22 protein-coding genes, 2 tRNA genes and 1 pseudogene are annotated in these 22525 nt (G+C 48.4%); 19 read left to right on the top strand and 6 right to left on the bottom strand.

Annotated elements, in window-relative coordinates:
* The first annotated feature begins 32 nt into the window (after positions 1–32).
* The 3 genes from E5336_RS03655 to E5336_RS03645 are packed head-to-tail and all read left to right on the top strand — an operon-like array spanning position 33 to position 3954.
* A complete protein-coding gene (locus E5336_RS03655; protein ID WP_135979722.1) occupies positions 33–2372 on the top strand; it encodes a glycyl radical protein in 2340 nt (779 codons plus the stop codon).
* On the top strand, positions 2359–3258 hold the full coding sequence (locus E5336_RS03650; RefSeq protein WP_135979721.1) for a glycyl-radical enzyme activating protein: 900 nt from the start codon (positions 2359–2361) through the stop codon (positions 3256–3258). Before E5336_RS03655 ends, E5336_RS03650 begins: the two co-directional genes overlap by 14 nt.
* A gap of 12 nt (positions 3259–3270) precedes the next feature.
* Positions 3271–3954 carry a fructose-6-phosphate aldolase gene (locus tag E5336_RS03645; RefSeq protein WP_135979720.1) on the top strand — a complete coding sequence of 228 codons (684 nt, stop codon included), beginning with the start codon at positions 3271–3273 and terminating at the stop codon, positions 3952–3954.
* A 90-nt stretch (positions 3955–4044) separates the two neighbouring features.
* Here E5336_RS03645 and E5336_RS03640 read toward each other — a convergent pair whose 3' ends face one another.
* Together E5336_RS03640 and E5336_RS03635 are read right to left on the bottom strand one after the other, a co-directional pair.
* Positions 4045–4473, bottom strand: a complete 429-nt coding sequence (locus tag E5336_RS03640) for an RrF2 family transcriptional regulator (protein ID WP_135979719.1) — start codon at positions 4471–4473, stop codon at positions 4045–4047.
* 11 nt (positions 4474–4484) lie between these two features.
* Positions 4485–5018 (bottom strand): HdeD family acid-resistance protein, encoded by a 534-nt coding sequence (locus E5336_RS03635; protein WP_135979718.1) that lies wholly within the window; start codon positions 5016–5018, stop codon positions 4485–4487.
* Between the two features lie 113 nt (positions 5019–5131).
* Here E5336_RS03635 and E5336_RS03630 point away from each other — a divergent pair, with 113 nt between their 5' ends.
* The 3 genes from E5336_RS03630 to E5336_RS03620 are packed head-to-tail and all read left to right on the top strand — an operon-like array spanning position 5132 to position 8193.
* Complete coding sequence (locus E5336_RS03630) at positions 5132–5680, top strand: DJ-1/PfpI family protein (protein WP_135979717.1); 549 nt, start codon at positions 5132–5134, stop codon at positions 5678–5680.
* Positions 5664–6878: a glutamate-cysteine ligase family protein gene (locus E5336_RS03625; RefSeq protein ID WP_135979716.1), complete on the top strand. Its 1215-nt coding sequence runs from the start codon at positions 5664–5666 to the stop codon at positions 6876–6878. The genes E5336_RS03630 and E5336_RS03625 overlap by 17 nt, the downstream gene beginning before the upstream one ends.
* Positions 6871–8193: a hypothetical protein gene (locus E5336_RS03620; RefSeq protein ID WP_135979715.1), complete on the top strand. Its 1323-nt coding sequence runs from the start codon at positions 6871–6873 to the stop codon at positions 8191–8193. The genes E5336_RS03625 and E5336_RS03620 overlap by 8 nt, the downstream gene beginning before the upstream one ends.
* 104 nt (positions 8194–8297) lie before the next feature.
* On the opposite strand, the gene E5336_RS03615 is transcribed toward E5336_RS03620, so the two are convergent.
* Positions 8298–8374, bottom strand: a tRNA-Arg gene (locus E5336_RS03615).
* A 119-nt stretch (positions 8375–8493) separates the two neighbouring features.
* Here E5336_RS03615 and uraA point away from each other — a divergent pair.
* Both uraA and E5336_RS03605 read left to right on the top strand, forming a co-directional pair.
* Positions 8494–9768 (top strand): uracil permease, encoded by a 1275-nt coding sequence (gene uraA / locus E5336_RS03610; protein ID WP_277820772.1) that lies wholly within the window; start codon positions 8494–8496, stop codon positions 9766–9768.
* A 122-nt stretch (positions 9769–9890) separates the two neighbouring features.
* Entirely contained in the window at positions 9891–11306 is a 1416-nt protein-coding gene (locus tag E5336_RS03605) for an MFS transporter (RefSeq protein ID WP_168353542.1), read from the top strand.
* 68 nt (positions 11307–11374) lie between these two features.
* On the opposite strand, the gene E5336_RS12695 is transcribed toward E5336_RS03605, so the two are convergent.
* The gene (locus tag E5336_RS12695) at positions 11375–11692 is read right to left on the bottom strand and encodes a helix-turn-helix domain-containing protein (protein WP_135979712.1); all 318 of its coding nucleotides are present in this window, start codon (positions 11690–11692) and stop codon (positions 11375–11377) included.
* Positions 11693–11704: 12 nt separating this feature from the next.
* Positions 11705–12313 (bottom strand): hypothetical protein, encoded by a 609-nt coding sequence (locus E5336_RS03595; RefSeq protein ID WP_135979711.1) that lies wholly within the window; start codon positions 12311–12313, stop codon positions 11705–11707.
* A 209-nt stretch (positions 12314–12522) separates the two neighbouring features.
* Here E5336_RS03595 and E5336_RS03590 point away from each other — a divergent pair, with 209 nt between their 5' ends.
* Positions 12523–13566, top strand: a complete 1044-nt coding sequence (locus E5336_RS03590) for an ATP-binding protein (RefSeq protein ID WP_277820771.1) — start codon at positions 12523–12525, stop codon at positions 13564–13566.
* A 21-nt stretch (positions 13567–13587) separates the two neighbouring features.
* Positions 13588–13881, top strand: a complete 294-nt coding sequence (locus E5336_RS12565) for a hypothetical protein (protein ID WP_277820770.1) — start codon at positions 13588–13590, stop codon at positions 13879–13881.
* A gap of 834 nt (positions 13882–14715) precedes the next feature.
* On the opposite strand, the gene E5336_RS03580 is transcribed toward E5336_RS12565, so the two are convergent.
* Positions 14716–16053, bottom strand: a complete 1338-nt coding sequence (locus tag E5336_RS03580) for an RNA-binding domain-containing protein (RefSeq protein ID WP_135979710.1) — start codon at positions 16051–16053, stop codon at positions 14716–14718.
* A gap of 249 nt (positions 16054–16302) precedes the next feature.
* Between E5336_RS03580 and E5336_RS03575 the strand changes: the two genes are divergently transcribed.
* From E5336_RS03575 to E5336_RS03535, 9 genes and pseudogenes are all read left to right on the top strand, one after another.
* Positions 16303–16379 (top strand) — tRNA-Arg (locus E5336_RS03575).
* A 144-nt stretch (positions 16380–16523) separates the two neighbouring features.
* Positions 16524–16802, top strand: a complete 279-nt coding sequence (locus E5336_RS03570; RefSeq protein WP_135979709.1) for a type II toxin-antitoxin system RelB/DinJ family antitoxin — start codon at positions 16524–16526, stop codon at positions 16800–16802.
* 165 nt (positions 16803–16967) lie between these two features.
* A pseudogene (gene tnpA / locus E5336_RS03565) lies at positions 16968–17247 on the top strand (IS200/IS605 family transposase); the annotation flags it as partial.
* 64 nt (positions 17248–17311) lie between these two features.
* On the top strand, positions 17312–18409 hold the full coding sequence (gene tnpB, locus E5336_RS03560; RefSeq protein ID WP_135979708.1) for an IS200/IS605 family element RNA-guided endonuclease TnpB: 1098 nt from the start codon (positions 17312–17314) through the stop codon (positions 18407–18409).
* Between the two features lie 43 nt (positions 18410–18452).
* Entirely contained in the window at positions 18453–18791 is a 339-nt protein-coding gene (locus E5336_RS03555) for a type II toxin-antitoxin system YafQ family toxin (protein ID WP_135979707.1), read from the top strand.
* Between the two features lie 124 nt (positions 18792–18915).
* The gene (locus E5336_RS03550; RefSeq protein WP_277820769.1) at positions 18916–20241 is read left to right on the top strand and encodes a hemolysin family protein; all 1326 of its coding nucleotides are present in this window, start codon (positions 18916–18918) and stop codon (positions 20239–20241) included.
* Positions 20242–20359: 118 nt separating this feature from the next.
* Positions 20360–20812: a LytTR family DNA-binding domain-containing protein gene (locus E5336_RS03545; RefSeq protein WP_135979706.1), complete on the top strand. Its 453-nt coding sequence runs from the start codon at positions 20360–20362 to the stop codon at positions 20810–20812.
* Positions 20805–21500 carry a LiaF transmembrane domain-containing protein gene (locus tag E5336_RS03540; RefSeq protein WP_135979705.1) on the top strand — a complete coding sequence of 232 codons (696 nt, stop codon included), beginning with the start codon at positions 20805–20807 and terminating at the stop codon, positions 21498–21500. Before E5336_RS03545 ends, E5336_RS03540 begins: the two co-directional genes overlap by 8 nt.
* Positions 21501–21587: 87 nt before the next feature.
* Positions 21588–22505, top strand: a complete 918-nt coding sequence (locus E5336_RS03535) for an ROK family protein (protein ID WP_135979704.1) — start codon at positions 21588–21590, stop codon at positions 22503–22505.
* The last annotated feature ends 20 nt before the right edge of the window (positions 22506–22525 follow it).

Genomic DNA, 22525 nt, shown 5'->3' with positions numbered 1-22525 from the left:
TATAATAAAAGTACAAACAAAGGAGGCCGCCTATGCCAGAAAACCATCCACTCGATTCCCGCATCGAAGTCTTGAAAGAAAAAATGCTTTCCGCGCCCCGTTTCGCGTCCATCGAACAGGCGCGCATCATTACGCGAATTTATCAGGAAAACGAGGAACTTTCCGTTCCGAAAAAACGGGCCCTTTCCTTAAAGGCCGCGCTCGAAGAGCTGGAAATCGGCGTCGAACCCGAAGAGCTTATCGTAGGAAACCGGACAAAAGGCGTCCGCTACGGCGTCGTGTTTCCCGAATCGGGCTGCTCCTGGATCGACCGGGAATTTGAAACGCTGCCCACCCGGCCCCAGGACCGCTTTCTTGTGAAAGAAGAGGAAATCAAGGAGTTTCGGGAAACGATTTATCCGTACTGGAAAGGCAAAAGCATGGAGGATGTCATTCGCCAGCGCGATGGACAGCACATTGACGCGATCGCTAAAGTCGTGAAAATCAACCAGAAAGACCACGCCCAGGGCCACATTTGCCCGGATGTGAAACGCTGGCTCGAAAAAGGACCGGCCGGCCTGAAAGCCGAGGCGCTCCAAAAGCTGGAAACGTGCGCCGAAGACGAACGCGAGTTTTACGAATGCGTCGTCCTCGTTATGGAAGGCGCGATCCATTTCATGAACCGCTACCACGATTTGATCTTGTCGATGGACCGGGAACAGGAATTGACCGAAGTCGCGGCGATTTGCAAAAACCTGAGCGAGCGCGGGGCGCGCACGTTCCACGAGGCCGTGCAGTCGATTTGGTTTTTGTTCGTGATTCTTCACATGGAATCCAACGCTTCCTCGTTCTCGCCCGGGCGCATGGATCAGTATTTGTATCCGTTTTACGAACGGGACGTGGCCCAGGGACGAATCGACAAGGATCGGGCGCTCGTCCTGCTGGAGTGCTTGTGGCTGAAATTCAATCAAATCGTCTATTTGCGCAATCAAAATTCGGCAAAGTATTTTGCCGGGTTCCCGATCGGGTTCAATATCGCGCTTGGCGGCGTGGACGCGCAAGGAAAGGACACGTACAACGAGGTGTCCCTGCTTTGCTTGCAGGCGCAATACGATCTTGGACTGCCGCAGCCAAACCTGAGCGTCCGGCTTCATAAACACACTTCCTCCGAGCTGATGCAGGCGGCCATTCAAGTCGTGGCCAAAGGATCGGGCATGCCGCAGTTTTTCAACGACGAGGCCATCATCCAGACGATGCACGACGACTTAGGCATCGCCATCGAGGACGCCCGCGACTACGCGATTGTCGGCTGCGTCGAGCTGACGACGCACGGCAACAATCTCGGATGGTCGGACGCGGCGATGTTCAACTTGAACAAGGCGCTGGAGCTGACGCTCAATCATGGCGTGTGTTTGCTGACGGGTGAGAAAATCGGGCTGGATCTTGGCGGTCTGGACACGTATGGCTCGTTTGCCGAGCTGGAACAGGCGTTTCAGACGCAAGTCGACTATTTTATTGACGAAATGATGAAGGCCGAGGAAGTCGTGGAGCAGGCGCATCAGGATTGTTTGCCGACCGCGTTTTTATCGAGCGTGATCGACGATTGCCTGGAAGTTGGAAAAGACGTGACGCGCGGCGGTGCCAAGTACAACTTGTCCGGCATCCAGATGATTCAAATCGCCAATCTGGCGGATTCGCTTGCCGCGCTCCAAAAGCTCGTATACGACGAGCGTCGCATTGAAGCGGTTGATTTGCTCGAGGCGCTGCGCACCGATTTCAAAAACGACCGCGTCATGCAGACGATGCTCCAAAACAAAGTGCCAAAATACGGCAACGACGTGGACTGGGTCGACGCCCACGGCGCGAAATGGGCGGCCTATTTCCGCGAAAAGATGAAACAATACACAAACTACCGCGGCGGGCCGTACCATACGGGCATGTATACCGTATCCGCCCACGTGCCGATGGGCGAAAACGTGGGAGCCAGCCCCGACGGCCGCAACGCGAAAACGCCACTCGCCGATGGAGGCATGTCGCCGGTATACGGCCGCGACTTGTCCGGGCCGACCGCCGTGCTCAAATCGGTATCGAAAATGCAGGATTCGTGCACGACCAACGGCGGTCTGCTCAATATGAAGTTTTTGCCGTCGTTTTTCCAAACCCAGACAGGAAGAAACAAGTTTGAAAACTTCCTGCGGGCGTTTGTCGATTTGGAAATTCCGCACATTCAATTCAACGTCGTCAACCGGGCCGACTTGCTGGATGCCAAAGCGCACCCCGAACGGCACCAGTCGCTGACGATCCGCGTGGCGGGGTACACGGCGTACTTTGTGGAGCTGGCCGGAAAGCTGCAAGACGAGATCATCGAGAGAACAAGCTATGCCGACATCTAAAGGACTTGTGTTCGACATTAAGCGGTTCGCCGTCCACGATGGCGACGGGCTGCGCACGACGGTTTTTTTGAAAGGGTGCCCGCTGCGTTGCCAATGGTGTCAAAATCCGGAAGGACTCGACGCCTGCCGCCATCCGGTTTTTCTGGCATCCAAATGCATTGGCTGCCAACGGTGCGCCGCGTGTCCGGGCGTCGAACACGATGGAAAGCGGCCGCGGTTTTTGAAGACCGGTGTGGATGAAGCGGTCGACGTTTGCCCGTCGTCAGCCATCGTGTACGATTCGAACTGGTACGATGTCGACGCGTTGATGGCGCAAATCCAAAAGGACGCGGTATTTTTCCGGCATGGCGGCGGGGTGACGTTTTCAGGCGGCGAGCCGTTTTTCCAGGCGCCGTTCGTCCTGGAAATGTTGAAGGCGTGCCGGCAGGCGGGCATCCACACCGCGATCGAGTCGAGCTTTTATACGAGTCCGGAAGTCGTGGAGCGGGCGCTGCCGCTCCTGGACAGGATCTTTTGCGACTTGAAGCTGCTGGATGACGAGGCCCACCAAAAGGCGACGGGCGTCAGCAACGCGGTGATCAAAAAAAATATCGAGACTTTGTTGCGAAGCGAAAAGCGAAGCCAGGTCGTGATTCGGACGCCGCTCATTCCCGGAATCACGGGGACGGTCGAAAACGTGCGGGCCATCGCGCGATTCATTAGCGCCATCGACCCGGAAGTCCGGTACGAGTTGCTCAACTACAATCCGCTGGCGCCAAGCAAGTACGCGTTGTATGAAAATCTGGAGTATTCGCTGACAAATGCCAAGCCGTTTTCCAAAGCGGAAATGGAACGGCTGATGCAGGCCGCCAGGGAAGGCGGCGTCAAACATATCATAATGGAATAGGAGGAGCACAACATGGAATTCATTATTGATACAGTAAATATCGAGGAGATCAAGGACGCGATCGACCATATGCCGATCGTGGGCGTGACAAGCAATCCGAGTATCGTGAAAAAGACGCACCCGGCCGACTTTTACGACCATATGCGTCAAATTCGCTCGATTATCGGGAAGGAGCGCTCGCTTCACATCCAGGTCATTTCAAAAACGGCCGACGAGATGGTGAAGGAGGCGCACCGCATCCACGAGGAAATCGACCCGGACGTGTTCATTAAAGTGCCTGTTTCCTACGAAGGGCTCAAAGCGATCCAAATGTTGAAAAAAGAAGGCGTGAAAGTGACGGCGACGGCCGTGTACGACGAGATGCAGGCTCTTATGGCGTTGGCGGCGGGCGCCGACTACATCGCGCCATACGTCAACCGGATTGGCAATTTGGGCAACGATCCATACGAGCTGATCGCCAACGTGAGCGACCGGATCGACCATGACGGCTACGACTGCAAGATCGTGGCGGCCAGCTTCAAAGGCGTGCGCCAAATTCGCGAGGCGCTCGACGCGGGGGCGCAAGCCATCACGGCGCCGGTCGAGATTTTGAAGCAGGTGTTCAAAAATCCGAGCATCGACAAGGCGGTGGACGACTTCAACGCGGACTGGTATTCGATGTATGGCGAAGGCGTTGGTCTTTGCGATTTGAAATAGAGTGAAAAGCCCCGGGAAAACGCGGGCTTTTTTTGCGCCTCGAAAAAAAAAACCATTTCGCGGCGGCGCCGGAAAATGGCAAGGGAAAATCTAGCGGGTTTGTTTGCTTGGTGTGGTGTGGTCGACCAAATCCTGCAGGGAAATCGACTTGAGGTAGTCTTGCGTGACTTCGCTCAAGCCTTCCCACATCCATTTGATCATGCACTGGTTTTCGCGGTCGCAAAGGTGGTTTCCGGTTTCCAGGCAGGAAACGGGAAGCATGCATTCCTCGGTGGCGGAAAGAATATCGTAGACGGAAATCGTGCGCGGGTTTTCGATTAGACGATACCCGCCCTGGGATCCGCGGTTGGAACTGAGCATATGCGCCTGGTTGAGTGGAATGACGATTTGCTCCAAATATTTTTTTGAAATTCCCTGTCGATTGGCGATTTCTTTTAAGGACACAAACCCCTCGTCCTGATGCTGCGCCAGATCAATGATCAAGAGCAGCGCGTATCTTCCTTTCGTTGAGATTTTCATGGCGGCTCCTTTTATTGTATGTATTTGTTGACTTCGTGTTCGTTAATGAGCATGATGACGCCTTCGATGATGAGGCATACGCCGACGAGCTGAAGAATAAACGCCAGCGTCTGGATCGGCCGCAGCAGGATGATGACGCCGACAACGAGCGTCACGAGGCTGACGATGAACGTCCAGATCCAGTTTTCAAAGCCGTGGTCTTTCAGCAAGAACGCTTTTTGCATTTGCATGACCGAATTCAAAACCAAAATGATGCCGGCCAAAACGGGAAGGATGGCGACAAGCGACTCGGGCGAGAAAATCATGAACCCGCCAATCAGGGCGCAGGGAACGCCGGTAAAGAGCGGCACGGAGCTGACGGTTTGGCGCTTCATGAAATAGACGTAAAGCTCGTACACGCCATACGCGAGCAGAACCCCGCCAATGACGCGCGCCGACATCGTCAGGATGCTTTTGTTAAAAAAACAAAGAATAAGACCAAAAACCATATATATAATGGCGAATAAACGCAGTTGTGAATTTGCCTGCTTAAAAAAATTGTACATGAGAATCCTCCTGACTTGATTATAAAGGCATCTTTGAAAAATCACCTTTGAAATGCTTTAGGGCCTAAACCGATTTCGATTTGGGGTATACTAGGAGCAAGAGGTGAGGAAAAATGAAATGTGCAATTTTAATGGATAATGGATTTGAGGAACTGGAAGCGATGGGGCCGATCGCCTTGCTGCGGCGCGGCGGTGTCGATGTTGACGTGGTTAGCGTCGAGGGCAACGAGGTGACCGGCCGTTTTGGCGTGACGTACTCGCCAGCCGTGCCAATGGACGACTACGATTTCGATTCGATCGACTGCCTGATCGTTCCGGGTGGCCCGCACTATAAAAAGCTGGAAACGAACGACAAAGTGAAAAAAGTGATTCGCAAAGTGTTTGAGGATGATTCCAAGGTGCTGGCGGCGATTTGCGCGGCGCCGACGGTTTTAGGCAAGATGGGCTTGCTGGAAGGAAAAAACTACACGTGCTTCGAAGAGATGAACAAGGATTTTGGCGGACAGTACCACTATGACTACACCGTGACGGATGGTAATTTGGTGACAGGCATCTCGGCGGCCGCGGCGGAGGAGTTCGCTTTCGCGATTATGGAAAAGCTTTGCGGCAAAGAGCATACCGACCACGTCAAAGCCTCGATTTATTATGACGCCGCTCATTGAGTATTTTCAAAAAGGGGCTTCGAAAGACTCGCGGGCGCTCGGTGTCGAGATCGAGCATTTCGTGTTGAATGAGACGACCGGAAAGCCGATGCCGTACGACGAGATCGCGCAGCTGCTCGAGTTTCTTGAGCCAATTTACGACAAGGCGTATTACGAAGAGGGGCGTCTGATCGCGCTGGAATCCAAAACGACGCTCATTACGCTGGAGCCCGGCTGCCAGCTGGAGCTTTCGTTTCGCTACACGCCATCGCTCGATCAAATCCGCGACTGGTACGAGGAGGCGATGGAGCCGATTTTCGCGTTTGTCAACGAGCGAGGCTATCGAATCGCGTATTCGGGTGGTTTGCCGACGATTCCGGTTGCCGACGTGCCGCGCATTTTGAAAAAGCGGTACGAGTTGATGGAAAAATGGTTTGAAACGACGGGCACGCGGGGACGCGAAATGATGAAGGGAACCGCGGCGGTTCACGTTTCCATCGACTATGGCGACGAGGCGGATTTCGTGAAGAAGTATGCGATGGCCAACTATTTGCATTTGATGCTGTCGTTTTTAACGAGCAACACGCCGATGTACGAAGGAAAGCCGAACGCGGATGTGTTTTTGCGGGATTCGATTTGGGAGCATACGGATTCGCGGCGGTCGGGCTATATGCCAAAGGCGCTGGACGCCGATTTTGGCTTCGCGGCGTACGCAAACTGGGTCGAGCAAATGCCGCTTGTCGTGATGAACGACGGGGTGCGCATTACCGACGCCGGGCAGAGGACTTGTATGCAGGTGGCCGAAACGTATGGATGGAATGAAACGGTGATCGCGCATTACTTGTCGATGGTTTTCCCGTTTGTGCGTCTGAAGCGGTTTATCGAGATTCGCTCGGCGGACTGCATGCCGCTGGCGTGGACGCTGTCGTATTGCGCGCTGATCAAAGGGCTGTTTTACGACAAGGACAACGTGGTGTTTTATAGCGGGAAGGCCAGCGCCTGCACGATAGATACGCTGCATGCGTACAAGCGGTGTATCGAGCGCGATCAATGGGACGCGAAAGTGTATGGCGACACGCTGGCTGGCGCGCTTGGCACACTGCTGGAGCGGGCGGCGCGTGGACTGGACGCGAAGGAGCGGGCGTATTTGACGCGCTTTGAGCGACTCGTGGCCGAACGCCGGCATATTTTTGAAGAAAGCGGAGAAAACGATGGATGAATTAAGAAAATTTAAAAAATACATTGACAAGCATTGGATCGAAAGCAAGGAGAGCGCTTTGAAAATCACGATGGCGATTCAAAACAGCGAGTTGAACGCGGGCAATGGCAACTACACGCGCACGCTTCATGTGCCGAAGTTTTTTGACCGGGACGACAAGGCACGGTTCGAGCATATCGTGGAGCAGACGTACGCCATCTTTCGAAAGGTGATTGTCGCGTATCGAAGCGACGCGCGGATCCGGGCGCTTTTTCCGTTTTCCAAAGAGCTAGAGGAGCTGATTTTGCTGGAGCCGCAATATCCGGTCCCGATTCCGATTTGCCGTATCGACATTTTCTTTGACGAGAATATGAAGGATTTTTACTTTTGCGAGTTCAATACGGATGGAACGAGCGCGATGAATGAGAACTGGCGGCTCAACGCGCTGCTGGAACTCAACAACGCGTATACCGCGCTGAAACCGCATGTGGAGGTTTTGGAGCTGATGGAAACGTGGATCGACGCGTTTTTAAAGACGTATCATGAAACGGCAAACGCGAAGGAGAACCCGAACGTCGCGATTGTCGACTTTTTGGAAAAGGCGTACTTGAGCGAGCTTTACCAGTTCGAGGACCGGTTTCGCAAGCGGGGGCTCGTGTGCGAGGTGGTCGATATCCGGGATTTGAAATACGATGGAACGCGTCTTGTCAGCCAAAAGACGGGAACGCCGTTCGATGTCGTATACCGGCGGGCGGTCACGAAGGATGTCATGGAGCACTACGACGAATTGAAAGACGATTTCATTGCGTGCGTCAAGGACGCCAATGTCGTGTTGATTGGGGCGTTCCAAACGCAGCTTGTGCATCACAAATGCATCAACCAGGTGCTGTTTGACGAAACGATGCGCGGCTATTTGACGAAAGAGGAGTGCGCGTTTCTCGACAACCACATGCCAAAGACGCGCGACTTGACGCTGGCGGTCGCCAACGAGATCGTTTTGCAGAAGGACAACTGGATCATCAAGCCGAAGGACTCGTATGCCGCCAAAGGCGTGTGGGCGGGCTGCGACTTGGATCAGCATCGCTGGGCGAAAGTGCTTTTTGACTTTGTCGACAAGGACTATATCGCGCAAGAGTACATTCCGCCGTTCAAATCGGAAAATATCGACCTGGTCAATCACGACCATTGGATGATGTATTCGAACCTGACGGGTTTATACACGTACAATGGCGTGTTCGCGGGTGTGTACTCGCGGATGAGCGATTCGGGGATCATTTCCACGCAGTACAACGAGAAGACGGTGGCGACGCTGTTTTTGCGAGGAAACCAGGATTGAAGCGGGATAGAAAAAAGTTGAAATGAGCCGGAGCGAATGCCTTTCTCCGGCTTTTTTGAGCGCGAAAAAAAAACGCCGTCCGGCGGATGGCGTGATTGTTCAAATGGCGCGCTCGATAGGGCTCGAACCTACGACCCTCAGAATCGGAATCTGATACTCTATCCAACTGAGCTACGAGCGCGTTTACTCATCTATTATAATCCAAAGTTTGAATTTTGCCAAACGTTTTCTTCTTATCTTGTATTTGACATGGAGAAAATGGTATAAAAGAGGATGGAAATAAGAAAGTGAGGTTCTATAATGGCAAAGAAAATCATTCAGGTTGAAGAAAAAGTGCCATTTAAAATGCTGATTCCTCTCAGTATTCAGCATTTGTTCGCCATGTTTGGAGCAACGGTGCTCGTGCCGTTCTTGTTTGGGATCAATCCAGCCATCGTTTTATTGATGAATGGAATCGGAACGTTGTTGTTTATTTTCATCACAAAAGGAAAGGCGCCCGCTTATCTCGGCTCGAGTTTCGCGTTTTTGGCGCCGGCCAATGTGGTTATCGCGCAGTTTGGCTATCCGTACGCGCTCGGTGGATTCATCGCGGTTGGATTTGTTGGCTGTGTTTTGTCTTTTGTTATAAAAAAATTTGGTGTGAAGTGGATCGACATCGTCCTGCCGCCCGCGGCGATGGGACCGGTTGTCGCGTTGATTGGCTTGGAACTGTCCAGCTCGGCGGCCAGCACGGCTGGCTTGCTTGATGAAGTCGTCAACATGAACAACGTCATCGTGTTCCTGGTGACATTGCTTGTGGCGGTCATCGGCAGCGTCTGCTTTAAAAAGTTTTTCTCGGTCATTCCGATTTTGATCGCGGTCGTCGTAGGCTATTTGACGGCGGTATGCGTTGGGATCGTCGACTTTTCGCCGGTTATGGAAGCGCCGTTGTTCGCGATGCCGGACTTCACGATGCCACAGTTCAATTTGGATGCGATTTTGATGATTTTGCCTGTCGTGCTCGTTATTATTTCAGAGCATGTGGGGCATCAAGTCGTGACGAGTCAAATCGTCGGACGGGATTTGATCAAAGATCCGGGGTTGGATAAAACGTTGTTTGGGGATAACTTCTCCACGATGATTTCCGGTTTCCTCGGTTCCGTGCCGACGACGACGTATGGGGAAAACATTGGCGTCATGGCGCTGACGGGTGTCTACAGCGTGCAGGTTATCGCAGGGGCGGCGATCATGTCGATCATTTGCTCCTTTATCGGACCGCTGGCCGCTTTGATTCAAACGATTCCCAATCCGGTTATTGGCGGAATCTCCTTTTTGTTGTATGGAATGATTGGCGTTAGCGGATTGCGGATTCTTGTGGACGAGCATGTGGATTACGCCAACAGCGTCAACATGATGCTGACGTCGGTCGTTTTCGTGGTCGGACTTTCCGGCGTGACGATCCAGTTTGGCAATATCGCGTTGACGGGAATGGTTTTGGCCGCGCTGGTCGCGATGATCATGTCGTTGGCGTTTTACTTGTTCGCCAAGTTCAAGTGGCTGAACGAGGCGAGCGAAGAACCGAAAGATATGCTTTAAAAAATTGGAAAGATAAGAATGTAGCTGGAAAGACCGGCTGCATTTTTTTTGTGCGCGAGAAGCACATCACAAGAAGTTCCGGATGGACTTTCTTATAATCTATGTATGTAAGGAGAGGTCGTATGAATACAGTAACGAAAGAACAAAGCCATAAAATCATGCTCGGCTGCTACTTTGTGATGTTCACAATCGCCGCTTATGGCTTGTCGCTGGCAACCATCCAGCAGCCTATGCTGAACGCGATGGGCGGGGGATCGTATTTTTCCTTGATTACGTTGATTGCCGCGATTTGTATGACAATCATGACACCGATCGGTGGCCGTTTGATCGACGGCTTGGGAAATAGGAAAGTCACGTTGTATGGTGGCGTCATTTCCTTGGTGACCGGATTGATCATGGCGTTTATTCCGAACTTATGGATCTTTTTAATTGCCCGAATCCTTTTTTCCATGGCGCAGGGCGCCATTTCCTCGGTGCCGTACATTTTGGCGCGGGAAGTGAATCCGGTGGAAGACCAAAACAAAATCTTTGGTATGCTGGCGACGATTTTGGCCGTTGGCAGCTTCGTGGGTTCGTGGCTGGCTGGAAATTTGATGCAGTACGGTTTTATGTGGGCGGCGGTCGCCTTCCCGTGTCTGACGTTGATTCCGGGAATCTGGCTTATCGTGAAGAACATGTACAACGACGCGCACGAAGGCGGATTGAAGATGGATTGGCTTGGCGTGGTGCTGCTTGTCGTTTGCTTGAGCACTTTGCTGCTGTCCATGAACTTTGGCACGAAGATGGGCTGGTACAACGGATGGATCCTGGCTGGCTTCCTGGTTGGCTTTAGCAGCTTGCTTGCTTTGATCGCCTGGGAAAACAAAGCGGGAACGCCGCTGATTCCGATGACGTTGTTCCGTTCGAAAGAATATGTCTTGCTGCTTGGAATCACGTTTGCGGGCGTGTTTTACATGATCGCGATCAACAGCTATTTGCCGATGGCTGTGCAGACGATTTTGGAGGCGGGTTCTTCCACGTCGGGCGTGCTTCAGCTTCCAAAAACGATTGTTATGGTTCTCGTGCCAACCGTCCTTGGTGTCTGGGTTGGAAAGAAGAAATCCCATACGTGGATGGCGCTCGCGCTTTCCTGCGTGTTTGTCATCATTCCGTGCGGGCTTCTCGTTTTCATGGGCGTTCGAATGCCGGTATGGTTTATTATGCTGATGGTTGGTCTGACGGGTCTTTCCGACGCGTTGCGCTCGGTTAGCGCCACGCCGGCTGCGCAGGAGATTTTGAATCCGGCGGATCTGGGAATCGGAACGTCCATGATTGGGTTCACGATCACGCTGGCGAACTCCATTGCCGCGACGGTGGATGGAATCGCGTACGATTCCTTGTCGGCTTCCATTCCGGGTATCGTGGGAATGAGTCATGGAATCGACACGACGTTTTTGATTTCGGCGGGAGTCGGCGTCATTGGCTTGCTGCTGACGGTTTTGTTCTTCCGGCCGATGTTGAGAAAACGGGCGCAGAAAACCGGCGATACGACGAAATAGAAAAAGATAGTCTGGAGCGAAAGCTTCAGGCTTTTTTCGTGGCAAAGAAAAAGCCGGATCCAGCCGGCTTAAACCAATTCTTTTTTGAGAGGACTGGAGGAATTGGGTTCCAGTTTTTCGATTTTTTGGTGGAGCCGGGCGAGCGTGCGGACGTTTTCCTCGGCGAGCACGGGATCGGTTTGTGTCTCGGGTTCGTATTCGAGCAAGTCGCCGGGCTGGCAGCGGAGCACTTCGCAAATTTTGTTTAAGGTGGAAAACCGGATGGCGTTCACCTTGTTGTTTTTGATTTTCGACAAGTTGGCCTGGGTGATGCCGACTTGTTCGGCGAGCTCCTGCAGCGATATTTTTCGTTCCACCATGATTCGGTCCAATCGAAGAATGATCATTGTTTTCCTCCTTTAAATGAGTCCATCGACGTCTTGTTGCAGATGGATGCCGGACTGAAAGTAGGTGGACAAGGCGATGAGCAGCAGGCCTAAGACAAGGCTTTCAAAAGACCAGGCAATGTCATAAGACGGTGTGGATAAGTTGGGCAGGTTGAGCAGAAAACTAAAACCAAATTGCAGGAAAGGAATGCTTAGAAGCAAAATGCCGGCTTTTTTGATTCGTTCCGCCTGTCCGGTTTGGAAAGCGGAAGCGAGGTTTGTCGCTTCCAGCTCCTTTTTCGTTTGATGAAGCAGTCGGTACAAAAAGTGGAAGCAAAGCGCGTTCAGGGTGCTGGTGAGCAATCCGCAAAGAAGGACAGTTTGTAGTGTCGGAATAGTAATTTCATGGGAACTGAAAAAGCGAAAGACCGGAATGTTCAGTTTCCAAATCTTGACTATGCCATTATACACGTTGGATTGTGATAGATTCCAATTCGCGAAGTCCAGTGTTTCGGCCGCTAATGGTGAATCGAAAAAGGTAGAGGCTAGAACACATACGAGGACAGCGGTACTAAACCAGTAGACGAGCTCAATCACGAGGCAAAGCCACGAGGTGAAGGTGATAAAACGTTTTCTTTTCATAGCGGTTTCTCCTTTGTTGATTTCATTATAACTGAAATTGATTGAAAATCAATTATTTTTTATCGAAAAACGATAAATATTTGTTGATAAGTATATATTAATCGAGCTTTAATATAGAGATGATAGAAAGGAGGGATGGATAATAAATAGAATAAAGTACGGAAAAAGGTGCAAATCAAATCTTAAAAAGCTAGAAAAAGGTACAAGCTATGCTGAAAAGAAAAATATACGATGAACTGGTGCAATGGAAAGAAGAGGATCGACGGGTCGCTCTTTGCTTGATTGGGGCCAGGCAAATTGGAAAAACGGCAATCGTAAAGGAGTTTGCGAAAAACCACTATGAGGAAGTCATTGAATTGAACTTTCTGGAAAATCCGGACGCGAAGAAATTATTTGACGGGTCTTTGCGGGCGGAAGATATTTTATTCAAGCTATCGACGTTTACCCGTCAGGAATTGATTGAGGGGAAAACGTTGATTCTTTTCGACGAGATTCAGGAATGTCCCAGCGCAAGGACAGCCATTAAATTTTTTGTTGAAGATGGTCGATACGATTATATTGAAACGAGTTCGATGCTTGGAGTAAAAATAAAGGAAATCAAATCGTATCCGGTTGGTTTTGAACGGATCGTCAACATGTATCCGTTGGATTTTGAAGAGTTCTTATGGGCGAATGGAATTGGCGCCAAGGTAATTGACTACTTAAAACAGTGCTTTGAGGAAAAAACCATGGTTTCCGAATCCATTCATGATACTTTGAAGGATTTGTTTCACCGGTATTTGATCGTTGGCGGGATGCCAGAAGCAGTCAATACGTATTTGAAAACCAAAAACATGCAGCAAGTGATCAAGGTGCAAGAAGAGCTGATTGATTTGTATTCGAACGATATTCGAAAATATGCTGAAGAATCGCAACGACATGCGATTTTAGAAATTTTTAAGGCAATTCCGTCGCAGCTCGATAATCAAAATCGGCGTTTTAAATTGTCTCAGGTGATGCCGAAAGAAAAAATCAGCCGGCATGAAAATGATTTTTTATGGTTTACACTGGCCGGTATCGCGCTGCCGTCTTACACGTTGCAGGAGCCGCAATATCCGTTCCAGTTGAATGAAAAGCATAACTTGTTCCGGCTGTTTCTTTTTGACACCGATTTGTTGTGCGCGATGAGTTTAGACGATATTCAGTTTATGATTCTCAATGGCGATTTGAGTATCAACGAGGGAAGCATTCTTGAAAATTATTTTGCGACGTAGTTGACGGCCAACGGTTTTCCTTTGTATTACTATAATTCAAAGAAATTTGGTGAACTGGATTTTCTGATTCAAAATGGAAAAGCGCCAACAATCATTGAAGTCAAGTCAGGAAAAGACTATCGAAAGCACGCGGCGATGAATCGAGTGCTCGCCGTAGAAAACTGGCAGTTTCAGGATAAGATCGTATTTTGCGAAGGCAATGTCGAGCAGGATGGAGACATCTTGTATTTGCCATGGTATATGGCGATATTCATTTTGCCACACAAAACGGAATATATCTTTCCGGAGCTCAATCTGGATTTTGATTTGGAGTAAAGGGAGAATACGGAATATTCCCATTGTCTGGCAAGCGGTTTCTCTAGGACCTTATCTTTTTCGACATTTTCTTGTGACGAATTTCAGATGTTGGTCCAGGCTGTTCTTAAACTCGATTTTGGTAAAACCCTTCTTATAGGATAGTGCAGCGATCTTCTGTTTATATTTATACGCGAACCATATAAACAGGTAACGACAATTCCAATCATCCGACATAAAATGAAAAATGCCAAAAATCACTTCATAAGTGTTTTGGCATTTTTTAATTAAAAGTCAGTCCAAGTTATATCTTTTTCCGATTTCCAAAATGTTTTTCCTTGAAAGAAGGGAAACCCTTCGAGAAAATATTTTGTCTCTTTCTGATTCTTGATATGTATGAGACGTGCAAATGAAATTTAGTATCAAACTTATTAAGTATATCAGTTCGATGTTGTGAGGAATGATGGTTTATGATGTAAATATTCATCATAGTTCCATAATGATTTTGATAGATGGAATACGGGTAATGAAATTAGAGAAAGACAACTTATTGGGGCAAGAAGGCTGGGCCATGCCAGTATGACGACAACACAAAAAACGTATTTACATATAATTCAGGAACTTGAGAATAAAGATATTGATCTCGTGATGAGAGCTTTATCAACTCTGGGCTAAATAGAAAAATTGCGACTTATGCTGATGAAGATATGTAAATCGCAAAAAAAAAACAACCTACGAAAAGTGATTTTTGGCGGATAAACGTTTCGTAGGTTGCCTATGGAATAAGTAAATCCGAGCCGTGCTCTTCTTTACGGTTTCATTATAACTTGTCGTTGTGTTTTCGACAAGGGCAGACTATTTAACAAGTGTGTAATAGACATTTCTCGCTTTTCCATGCTGTAAAAGCAGGCCGGACTGAACCATCTTTCGAATCAGCCGGGAGGCAGTGGAGGGGCTCGTTCCAAGCAGTTGTTCCGCTTTGGGTCTTGTAATAGAACCGTGTTTTTTTATATAGTCTAGAACTTGTTCTTCGTCTCGGCCAAGTTCTGAAATGAACGAAACCGTTATATTGTCAGATATTTTGGAAGCAAAGTTGGTTTCATCTTTCGCGTTGATATTGGGAAGCGTAATTTTAAAGCTGTTCTTTGTGGTAGATAGGATAGGCTTTTTTAAAGAGCTGTCATATGCCTCCATGATTTTGGTCAATCCGGTACCGTACGCTTCAATTAAATGGAGTCGATAAAACAGATTGGCAAGATTTTGGTTTCTGCAAATCGAAATGCCAGCCATGATGTCTTCCAGTTCAATTCCGGTCAGCAGACCGCCAATGGACACAAGCTCGATTCGATCGTCGTAAATGCTGATCAACGAGCTCGCGCTGAAGGAATAATCCCGATGAACGAGAAGGTTCAGCAAGGCTTCCCGGATGGCGATGATTGGATAATCGCGAACATCGACACGAGAGAGCTTTTCAATCGTCGCGTGAATTTGGTTCCGGAAGTCAATGTAGTCATAAACTTCGTTCATTTGTTTGAGCAGGGAACCGCGAAACTCGCGCCGGTCTTTGAAAACCATTTGGTTGTTTCCTTGAAACACGGCTATTTTAATGGTGTAGGGATTTTGGTCTGACAGAAGTAAAGCGAGATTGCTATAAAGACCATCTGGATCCATGAGCTTCAACGTGCGCATTTGTTGTGGGCCAAACTCCACGTTATGAAATTGAAATTCTTTTTCAGTGGCATTGAATGTGAGCTCCTGGTCCAAACAGCGCATCGTCTCAAAGTGATCTCCATCGGTTTCCTTGATCATCCGGCGAATCGCGGCATCGCTTGCCGGGACTGAAGAATAGCCTTGCCGAACATATACACCTTCTGGCCGCATTCCTTTTTTGGCAATGTAATAGGGACGATCTGTGCCGCGCTGGACGCTGATTTCAATGATTTGTTTGCCCGCTTCTTCGATTGTCTTGTAATGAAGGAACATCGTCACATCTGGTTTGATCGTATCTTGAACCATATTGCTGATTTGCAAAGCCGTCCCATCCGGCTCATCCAATCCTAATACTTCGCCATCATCCCGAACGCCGATATACATTTTTCCTCCGTTACTGTTCGCAAAGGCGATGATTTCTTTTTTGATATCATCCACAACGATGGATTTCAATTCGACGGTTTCGCTTTCCTGATAAGTCATACATCCAACTCCTTTCTAAATTCATGTCTTGTCACCATTATATAGAATCTTATCAAATCTCGTCAATCTATTTGACGAGATTTGACGATATTGACAAGATTTCTGGATTCCGAACTATTAGGAAATGAATATTCTAAATTCGTGACAAGCAAGAAGAAGCAAGTGTTGGATATTTTAAGAGATATATCGAAAGGAAATCCACCGGCTCATTGAATTTCTCTTCCATCTCGGCTATAATCAATTCAGATTGTCGCCATAGCTCAGCTGGATAGAGCAACCGCCTCCTAAGCGGTAGGTCGGAGGTTCAAATCCTCTTGGCGACGCCAGAAAGTGCCGCCGCAAGCCATGTTTGGTTTGCGGCGTTTTTAGATAGATTTACTTATATAAGTTGTTAAAGTTCGTGCTGTGTATTGGTTTTTTCGTGCAAACTATAATATAGTATAATTACCAATATGAAAGGAGAGGAGAACATGGCACACTCTACTACGAATATCAGTATCCGTATGGATTCGGACCTCAAAGCGCAGGCAGATGCGCTATTTAACGAACTCGGTATGAATATTTCTACAGCATTTAATATCTTTGTCCGTCAGTCACTTCGGGAAGGCGGGATACCTTTTGATATTACTCTCAACCAGCCTAACAAGGAGACGATTGCCGCCATGTTGGAGGCAGAAAGGATTGCGAAAGATCCATCCGTGAAAGGCTATACCAATTTGGATGAACTGTTTGCCGATCTTGAAAAATGACAGAGACAAAGTATGTTGTCAAGATCGCCACGCGATTTAACCTTTGTAGCAAGAAGTCCCACACTTCTAAAGTGGGGATGAATTGCGTCCCATTCTATTTGCCAAGAAATAGAAAATAATAGGTTACAATAAAATCAGTCGAAAACAGGAAAGGCCGATAGACTTATGAAGTTCGATAGTAATGCACATTTCGGTGTTTTTGTTATACGATTATCTTGTGCTTGTTGTGAAATATCGAAGAAAAGTATTTGATGATAAAATTTCCAAGAGGACTAAAGAAATATTTGAGTATATTGCTCCCCATTACAATTTAACCTTACAGGAATGGAATCATGATAAAGACCATGCGCATATTCTGTTCAAGGCTCACCCGAAAAGTGAAATAAGCAAATCCATAAACGCATACAAAAGTGCCAGTAGTCGGCTTTTGAAGAAAGAATTTCCGTAAATAAGACAAAAGTTATGGAAACACAGGGGCAGGAAGACAAGCGAAAAAAGAGGTGAAAAACATGGCAAACAAAGCATATAAATTCAGAATATATCCGAATGCTGAGCAAAAGATCTTGTTTGCCAAGACATTCGGCTGTGTCCGATTTATCTACAATAAAATGCTGTCCGATAAAATCAAGTATTATGAAGAAACCAAACAAAAACTAAAGAATACCCCTGCACAATATAAGGCAGAGTTTGAGTGGCTCAAAGAAGTTGACAGTTTAGCGCTTGCCAACGCACAGATGAATCTGCAGAAAGCGTATAACAACTTTTTCAGAAGCCCGAAAACAGGATTTCCGAAATTCAAATCAAAACACAGAAACAGAAATTCTTACACTACAAATAACCAAAAGGGTTCTGTCTCTATTGAAAATGGCTGTATCAAATTGCCTAAAATAGGCTTTGTCAAATTGAAACAGCATAGAAACATCCCGTCCGATTATAAACTGAAATCCGTAACAGTCAGTCAAACTCCGAGCGGAAAATACTATGCAAGCATTTTGTTCGAGTATGAAAACCAAGTACAGGAAACAAAGCCGCACAAATTTTTGGGAATGGATTTTTCTATGCGCGAGCTGTACAAGGACAGTAACGGCAATGAGCCGCAATATCCGAGGTACTACCGTCAAGCGGAAAGAAAGCTGAAACGTGAACAGCGTAAACTTTCAAAAATGGAAAAAGGCTCAAAAAACCGTGATAAACAGCGTATCCGGGTTGCCAAACTGCATGAAAAAGTCGCAAATCAGCGCAAGGACTTCCTTCACAAACAGTCAAGGCAGATAACCAATGCCTATGATTGTGTTTGTATAGAAGACCTTGATATGAAAGCGATGTCCAGGTGTCTAAACTTCGGCAAATCGGTAAGTGATAACGGCTGGGGAATGTTTGTGACATTCTTACAGTACAAACTGGAAGTATCAGGCAAAAAACTTGTAAAAGTGGATAAGTTTTTCGCAAGCAGTCAGACTTGCAATGTCTGCGGCTACAAAAATACGGCAACAAAAAATCTTAGTACTCGTGCGTGGGATTGTCCTGAGTGCGGTACTCATCACGACAGGGATATAAATGCCGCAATAAATATCAGAAACGAGGGTATGCGTATCATAAACGCATAGCCATATACATAAAAACCGTGGGACACACGGGGTTAGCTCGCTTATGCTTAGTACAGTAGTATTATCGAACGAGAACCGACTGTTCGCTTTATGCGAAAGGAAGCCCCCGCCTCTTCAGGCGGGGGAGGATGTCACAAAGGACTACAAACTCGCAATCAAGCGTGGTTTGAGAATCGGTTTGCTAAAGGATATTGTTGCTGTTCTCGCTATGGGGGAGAAACTACCTGAAAAAAATAAGGATCATGAGTTGACCGGAAGCTGGACAGGGCATCGTGAATGTCATATCCAGCCGGATTGGTTGCTGATTTACCGTATTGAAGAGGATGTATTGGTTCTGACTTTATCGAGGACAGGCAGTCACAGTGATTTATTCAGAAAATGATTTTTCTTTGGCTTCTTTTGTTCCCGGGCGTTTTTTTTGTTTTGAGCATTCCGTTTTGAGAATCCGACAGTTTTGGTATAATGTTGCCAAAAACAAAGAAAGAGGTTAAAGAAACAAAACACATATGGACAGTAGTATATTGTGGATGCTTTTGCTTCAAGTCGTGCTCATCGCCTTGAATGCCGTATTTGCTTGCGCAGAGATCGCCGTGATCTCGGTCAATGAAAACAAAATCGAAAAAATGGCGGACGAAGGAAACCGCAAAGCGAAAAAGCTTTTGAATTTAGTTTGCGATCCTTCCCGGTTTCTCGCGACGATTCAAGTCGCCATCACGCTATCCGGATTTCTAGGAAGCGCCTTCGCCGCCGACAACTTTTCCGAGTACATTGTCGACTGGCTCGTCAACATGGGCGTCGGCATCTCCCCGGCCATTCTCGACACGATCGCCGTCATTGTGATCACGATCATTTTGTCGTATTTCACGCTCGTGTTTGGAGAACTCGTACCAAAACAAGTCGCCATGCGCAAAAAAGACCAGCTGGCTTTATCGGTCGCCGGTTTGATTACCGTCATTTCCAAGATTTTCAAGCCCCTTGTCTCCTTGCTGACAATCTCCACCAACGCGGTGTTGCGGTTGATTGGCATCGACCCCGACGAAGGCAGCGAGGAAGTAAGCGAGGAAGAGATCCGGCTCATGGTGGAAGCGGGAAGCGAGAAAGGAACGATCGACCACGAGGAAAACGAATGGATCCAAAATGTGTTTGAATTTGACGATTTGCCAATCAAAGACGTGATGACGCACCGCAAAGACGTCACAATGCTCAATATGATGGACACCGAGCAAGTATGGGACGAGCAAATCATGCGCAGCTCCCATTCGCTGTTTCCGTTGTACCACGAAACAAAAGACACGATTGTCGGCGTCTTGAACGCGAAAAAGTTTTTCCGCCTCAAAGACCACAGCCGCGAAGCCGTCATGACGCACGCCGTATCCGAGCCGTATTTTGTACCCGAAAACTTAAAAGCTGACGTATTGTTCCGCAATATGAAAAAGGACAAAGAAAAAATGGCGATTGTGCTCGATGAGTACGGCGGCGTTTGCGGCATCATCACCATGAACGATTTGATCGAGGAACTCATCGGCGATCTCAACGACGACGAGCAAACCGAATGGATCGAACCGGCCGGCAAAGACCGCTGGAAGCTGATCGGCAACGTGCCGCTCGATGAAATCATGGAAGCCACAGGCGTCGAAATCGAACCCGAGGATACCGGGACGCTTAACGGGCTCATTTACGAAACGCTCTGTCGCGTACCCGACGATGGCGAACGATTTGGCTTTGAAAAAGACGGGCTGCGCTTCGAAATCGTTCAAATCAAAAACCATCAAGTCCGGTACGCCACCGTCGCGAAAATCCAGACGGACGAAAAAAGTAACAGGCAAGAGTAGAAATCAAGTCGCGAAACGCGGCTTTTTTTGTGCGCGAAAACAAGCGACTTGGCCGACGATTCGAACCACTTGGAAAAACCAGGTATCCCTTTTTTCAAGAGTGTGATATAAAAGGAACATGAAAATACACTTGGATATCGACGAATCGTACGAGGATATCGAGATTACGATTAAATGTCCGCAAATCAACGAGAAAGTTTTAGCGATCGAGAGCCTGCTTCAGCGCAAACAGACGACCTTCCCCATGTTTAAGGAAACCACGGAGTACTATATCGACTTGCACGACGTCTTGTTTTTCGAAACGGACGCCAAAGAAGTCGTGGCGCATACGGCCGGCGACATCTACCACACGGATTATCGGTTGTATGAGCTGGAAACGATTTTGCCGGGCATGTTTTTGCGCATCTCGAAATCGGCCATCGTCAACGTCGAAAAAATTTTCGCCCTGACGCGAAACATGTCAACCTGTCTGATCGAGTTTCAAAACACGTTCAAGCACGTGTACGCGTCCAGACAGTACTACAAACCGCTCAAAGAGAAACTGGAGGAAATGAGAAAGTATTATGAATAACAACGGAAATAAAAACTGGGTATGGGGTGCGTTCTTTATCGTTTGCGCGATTCTCGTGATCTTGAATGGTTTCGGCATTTTCCATCTGGCCGGCTTTTTGTGGAAAGTCGCCGTTTCGATCTTCTTCGTGCTGCTGTTTATGGAAAGCCGCCGGAAAAAGGACCGGAGCGGCATGATCATCGCGGGCGTCGTCTTGTTTTTGATTTGGAAAAACACGCTGGGATTTTGGTTCCTCTCGTTTGGAACGATCGCGTTCGCCACGGTGCTCGTGCTCATCGGCGTCCATTTTTTCAGCAAGCCAGGCGTCCCTTCGGCAAGCGCCGACACGAGCGATGTGTATTTTAACGACGCGGAAAACGAAATCATCGAAGTCAAAAGCGCGTTCAATTCCTCGTCCCATTACTTGCGGGGAAACGCCATTGAAAAAGTGTACCTGACGCCTTCGTTTTGCGCCATGAGCGTCTATTTGGATCAGGTCGGATTCAAAGACGAGAACCTCGAAGTCATCGTCGACGCCGGCTTTTGCGATCTCAAGATCTTTATTCCCAAAAACTGGGTTGTGCACAACGAACTGCACGCGATGTTTGGCAGCATTCAAGAGGAAGGAGTGCCGCTGCCCGAAGGCACGCAGTACGTGTATTTGAAAGGCGACGCCAACTTTTCCACCGTCCATATCATTCGTATTTAGCGAGCGAATCTCCCGAATCGGGAGATTTTTTTTGTTAACGCTTTCAAAGATTTATGATACATTTTTGGTAATGGAGGAACTTGGATTATGAATAAACTAGTGATTGATGTAGGGGGTACGTTTATCAAGTACGCCGTGATGGACAACGAGGCGAATATTTTGTCCAAAGGTTCGGTGCCAACGCCGCTTGACACGAGAGAACATTTCATCGCGGCGCTCGTCGACTTGTTCGAGGCGCACGCTGATCAGGTGGATGGCATCGCGATGTCGGTGCCTGGAAACATTGATTCCGCGACCGGATTTGTATACACGCCTGGCGCGTTGTCCTTCAACTACAACACGCCGCTGGCCGACGACGTGCGAAACGCCGTGTTCGAGCGAACCGGAAAAACGATCCGCGTTTCGATTGAAAACGATGGAAAAGCGGCCGCGCTGGCCGAAGTGTGGAAAGGCAACCTGGCCGACTGCAACGATGGCGTCGTCATCATTTTGGGCACAGGCATCGGTGGCGGCATCATTTTGAACCGCCGCGTCGTCAAAGGAAAAGATTTCTTCGCGGGCGAATTGTCGTTTTTGATGAACGACGTCAACGTGAAAGGATTTGCCAACTGCTTTGCCAACGCGTGCAGCACGGCGTCGCTGACCAAAAAGGTGGCGGACCAGAAAGGCCTGCCAGCCGAAGAGGTGGATGGATTCAAAGTGTTCGAGCTGCTGGACGCCCAGGACGAGCAGACCCACGCCGTGTTCGACGAAGTGGTCAATGGAATCGCCGGCCATATTTACAATTTGACGTGCATTTTGAATCCGGAGCGCATCTTGATTGGCGGCGGGATCTCGAAGCAGCCGCGCGTCGTGGAAGCCATCCGCGAAAAGACGAACGCCTACTATGACGCGGTGCCGGTTCCGATGCCTCGCACCGAAGTGGGTGTATGCAAGCATTTTAACGATTCCAATTTGATTGGTGCTTTATATAACTATCAGATTCTTTTTGAGAACGCGAAATAGAAACAAAAGGATACCATTGT

This window comes from Dubosiella muris, from assembly GCF_004793885.1.
Classification (GTDB): Bacteria; Bacillota_I; Bacilli_A; order Erysipelotrichales; family Erysipelotrichaceae; genus Dubosiella; species Dubosiella muris.
The sequence above is the reverse complement of the archived record's forward strand: the minus strand, read 5'-3'. Positions and strand labels throughout refer to the sequence as shown.

Excerpts from the sequence above, each read along its gene's own strand:
- E5336_RS03580 (WP_135979710.1), bottom strand. The coding sequence starts at position 16,053 with ATGACTTATCAGGAAAGCGAAACCGTCGAATTGAAATCCATCGTTGTG.
- E5336_RS03640 (WP_135979719.1), bottom strand. The coding sequence starts at position 4,473 with ATGAAAATCTCAACGAAAGGAAGATACGCGCTGCTCTTGATCATTGAT.
- E5336_RS03605 (WP_168353542.1), top strand. The coding sequence starts at position 9,891 with ATGAATACAGTAACGAAAGAACAAAGCCATAAAATCATGCTCGGCTGC.
- E5336_RS03630 (WP_135979717.1), top strand. The coding sequence starts at position 5,132 with ATGAAATGTGCAATTTTAATGGATAATGGATTTGAGGAACTGGAAGCG.
- E5336_RS03550 (WP_277820769.1), top strand. The coding sequence starts at position 18,916 with ATGGACAGTAGTATATTGTGGATGCTTTTGCTTCAAGTCGTGCTCATC.
- E5336_RS03625 (WP_135979716.1), top strand. The coding sequence starts at position 5,664 with ATGACGCCGCTCATTGAGTATTTTCAAAAAGGGGCTTCGAAAGACTCG.
- uraA (WP_277820772.1), top strand. The coding sequence starts at position 8,494 with ATGGCAAAGAAAATCATTCAGGTTGAAGAAAAAGTGCCATTTAAAATG.
- E5336_RS03590 (WP_277820771.1), top strand. The coding sequence starts at position 12,523 with ATGCTGAAAAGAAAAATATACGATGAACTGGTGCAATGGAAAGAAGAG.
- E5336_RS03540 (WP_135979705.1), top strand. The coding sequence starts at position 20,805 with ATGAATAACAACGGAAATAAAAACTGGGTATGGGGTGCGTTCTTTATC.
- E5336_RS03570 (WP_135979709.1), top strand. The coding sequence starts at position 16,524 with ATGGCACACTCTACTACGAATATCAGTATCCGTATGGATTCGGACCTC.
- E5336_RS03655 (WP_135979722.1), top strand. The coding sequence starts at position 33 with ATGCCAGAAAACCATCCACTCGATTCCCGCATCGAAGTCTTGAAAGAA.
- E5336_RS12695 (WP_135979712.1), bottom strand. The coding sequence starts at position 11,692 with ATGATCATTCTTCGATTGGACCGAATCATGGTGGAACGAAAAATATCG.
- E5336_RS03595 (WP_135979711.1), bottom strand. The coding sequence starts at position 12,313 with ATGAAAAGAAAACGTTTTATCACCTTCACCTCGTGGCTTTGCCTCGTG.
- E5336_RS03635 (WP_135979718.1), bottom strand. The coding sequence starts at position 5,018 with ATGTACAATTTTTTTAAGCAGGCAAATTCACAACTGCGTTTATTCGCC.
- E5336_RS03545 (WP_135979706.1), top strand. The coding sequence starts at position 20,360 with ATGAAAATACACTTGGATATCGACGAATCGTACGAGGATATCGAGATT.
- E5336_RS03555 (WP_135979707.1), top strand. The coding sequence starts at position 18,453 with ATGCTTAGTACAGTAGTATTATCGAACGAGAACCGACTGTTCGCTTTA.
- E5336_RS03620 (WP_135979715.1), top strand. The coding sequence starts at position 6,871 with ATGGATGAATTAAGAAAATTTAAAAAATACATTGACAAGCATTGGATC.
- E5336_RS03645 (WP_135979720.1), top strand. The coding sequence starts at position 3,271 with ATGGAATTCATTATTGATACAGTAAATATCGAGGAGATCAAGGACGCG.
- tnpB (WP_135979708.1), top strand. The coding sequence starts at position 17,312 with ATGGCAAACAAAGCATATAAATTCAGAATATATCCGAATGCTGAGCAA.
- E5336_RS03650 (WP_135979721.1), top strand. The coding sequence starts at position 2,359 with ATGCCGACATCTAAAGGACTTGTGTTCGACATTAAGCGGTTCGCCGTC.
- E5336_RS03535 (WP_135979704.1), top strand. The coding sequence starts at position 21,588 with ATGAATAAACTAGTGATTGATGTAGGGGGTACGTTTATCAAGTACGCC.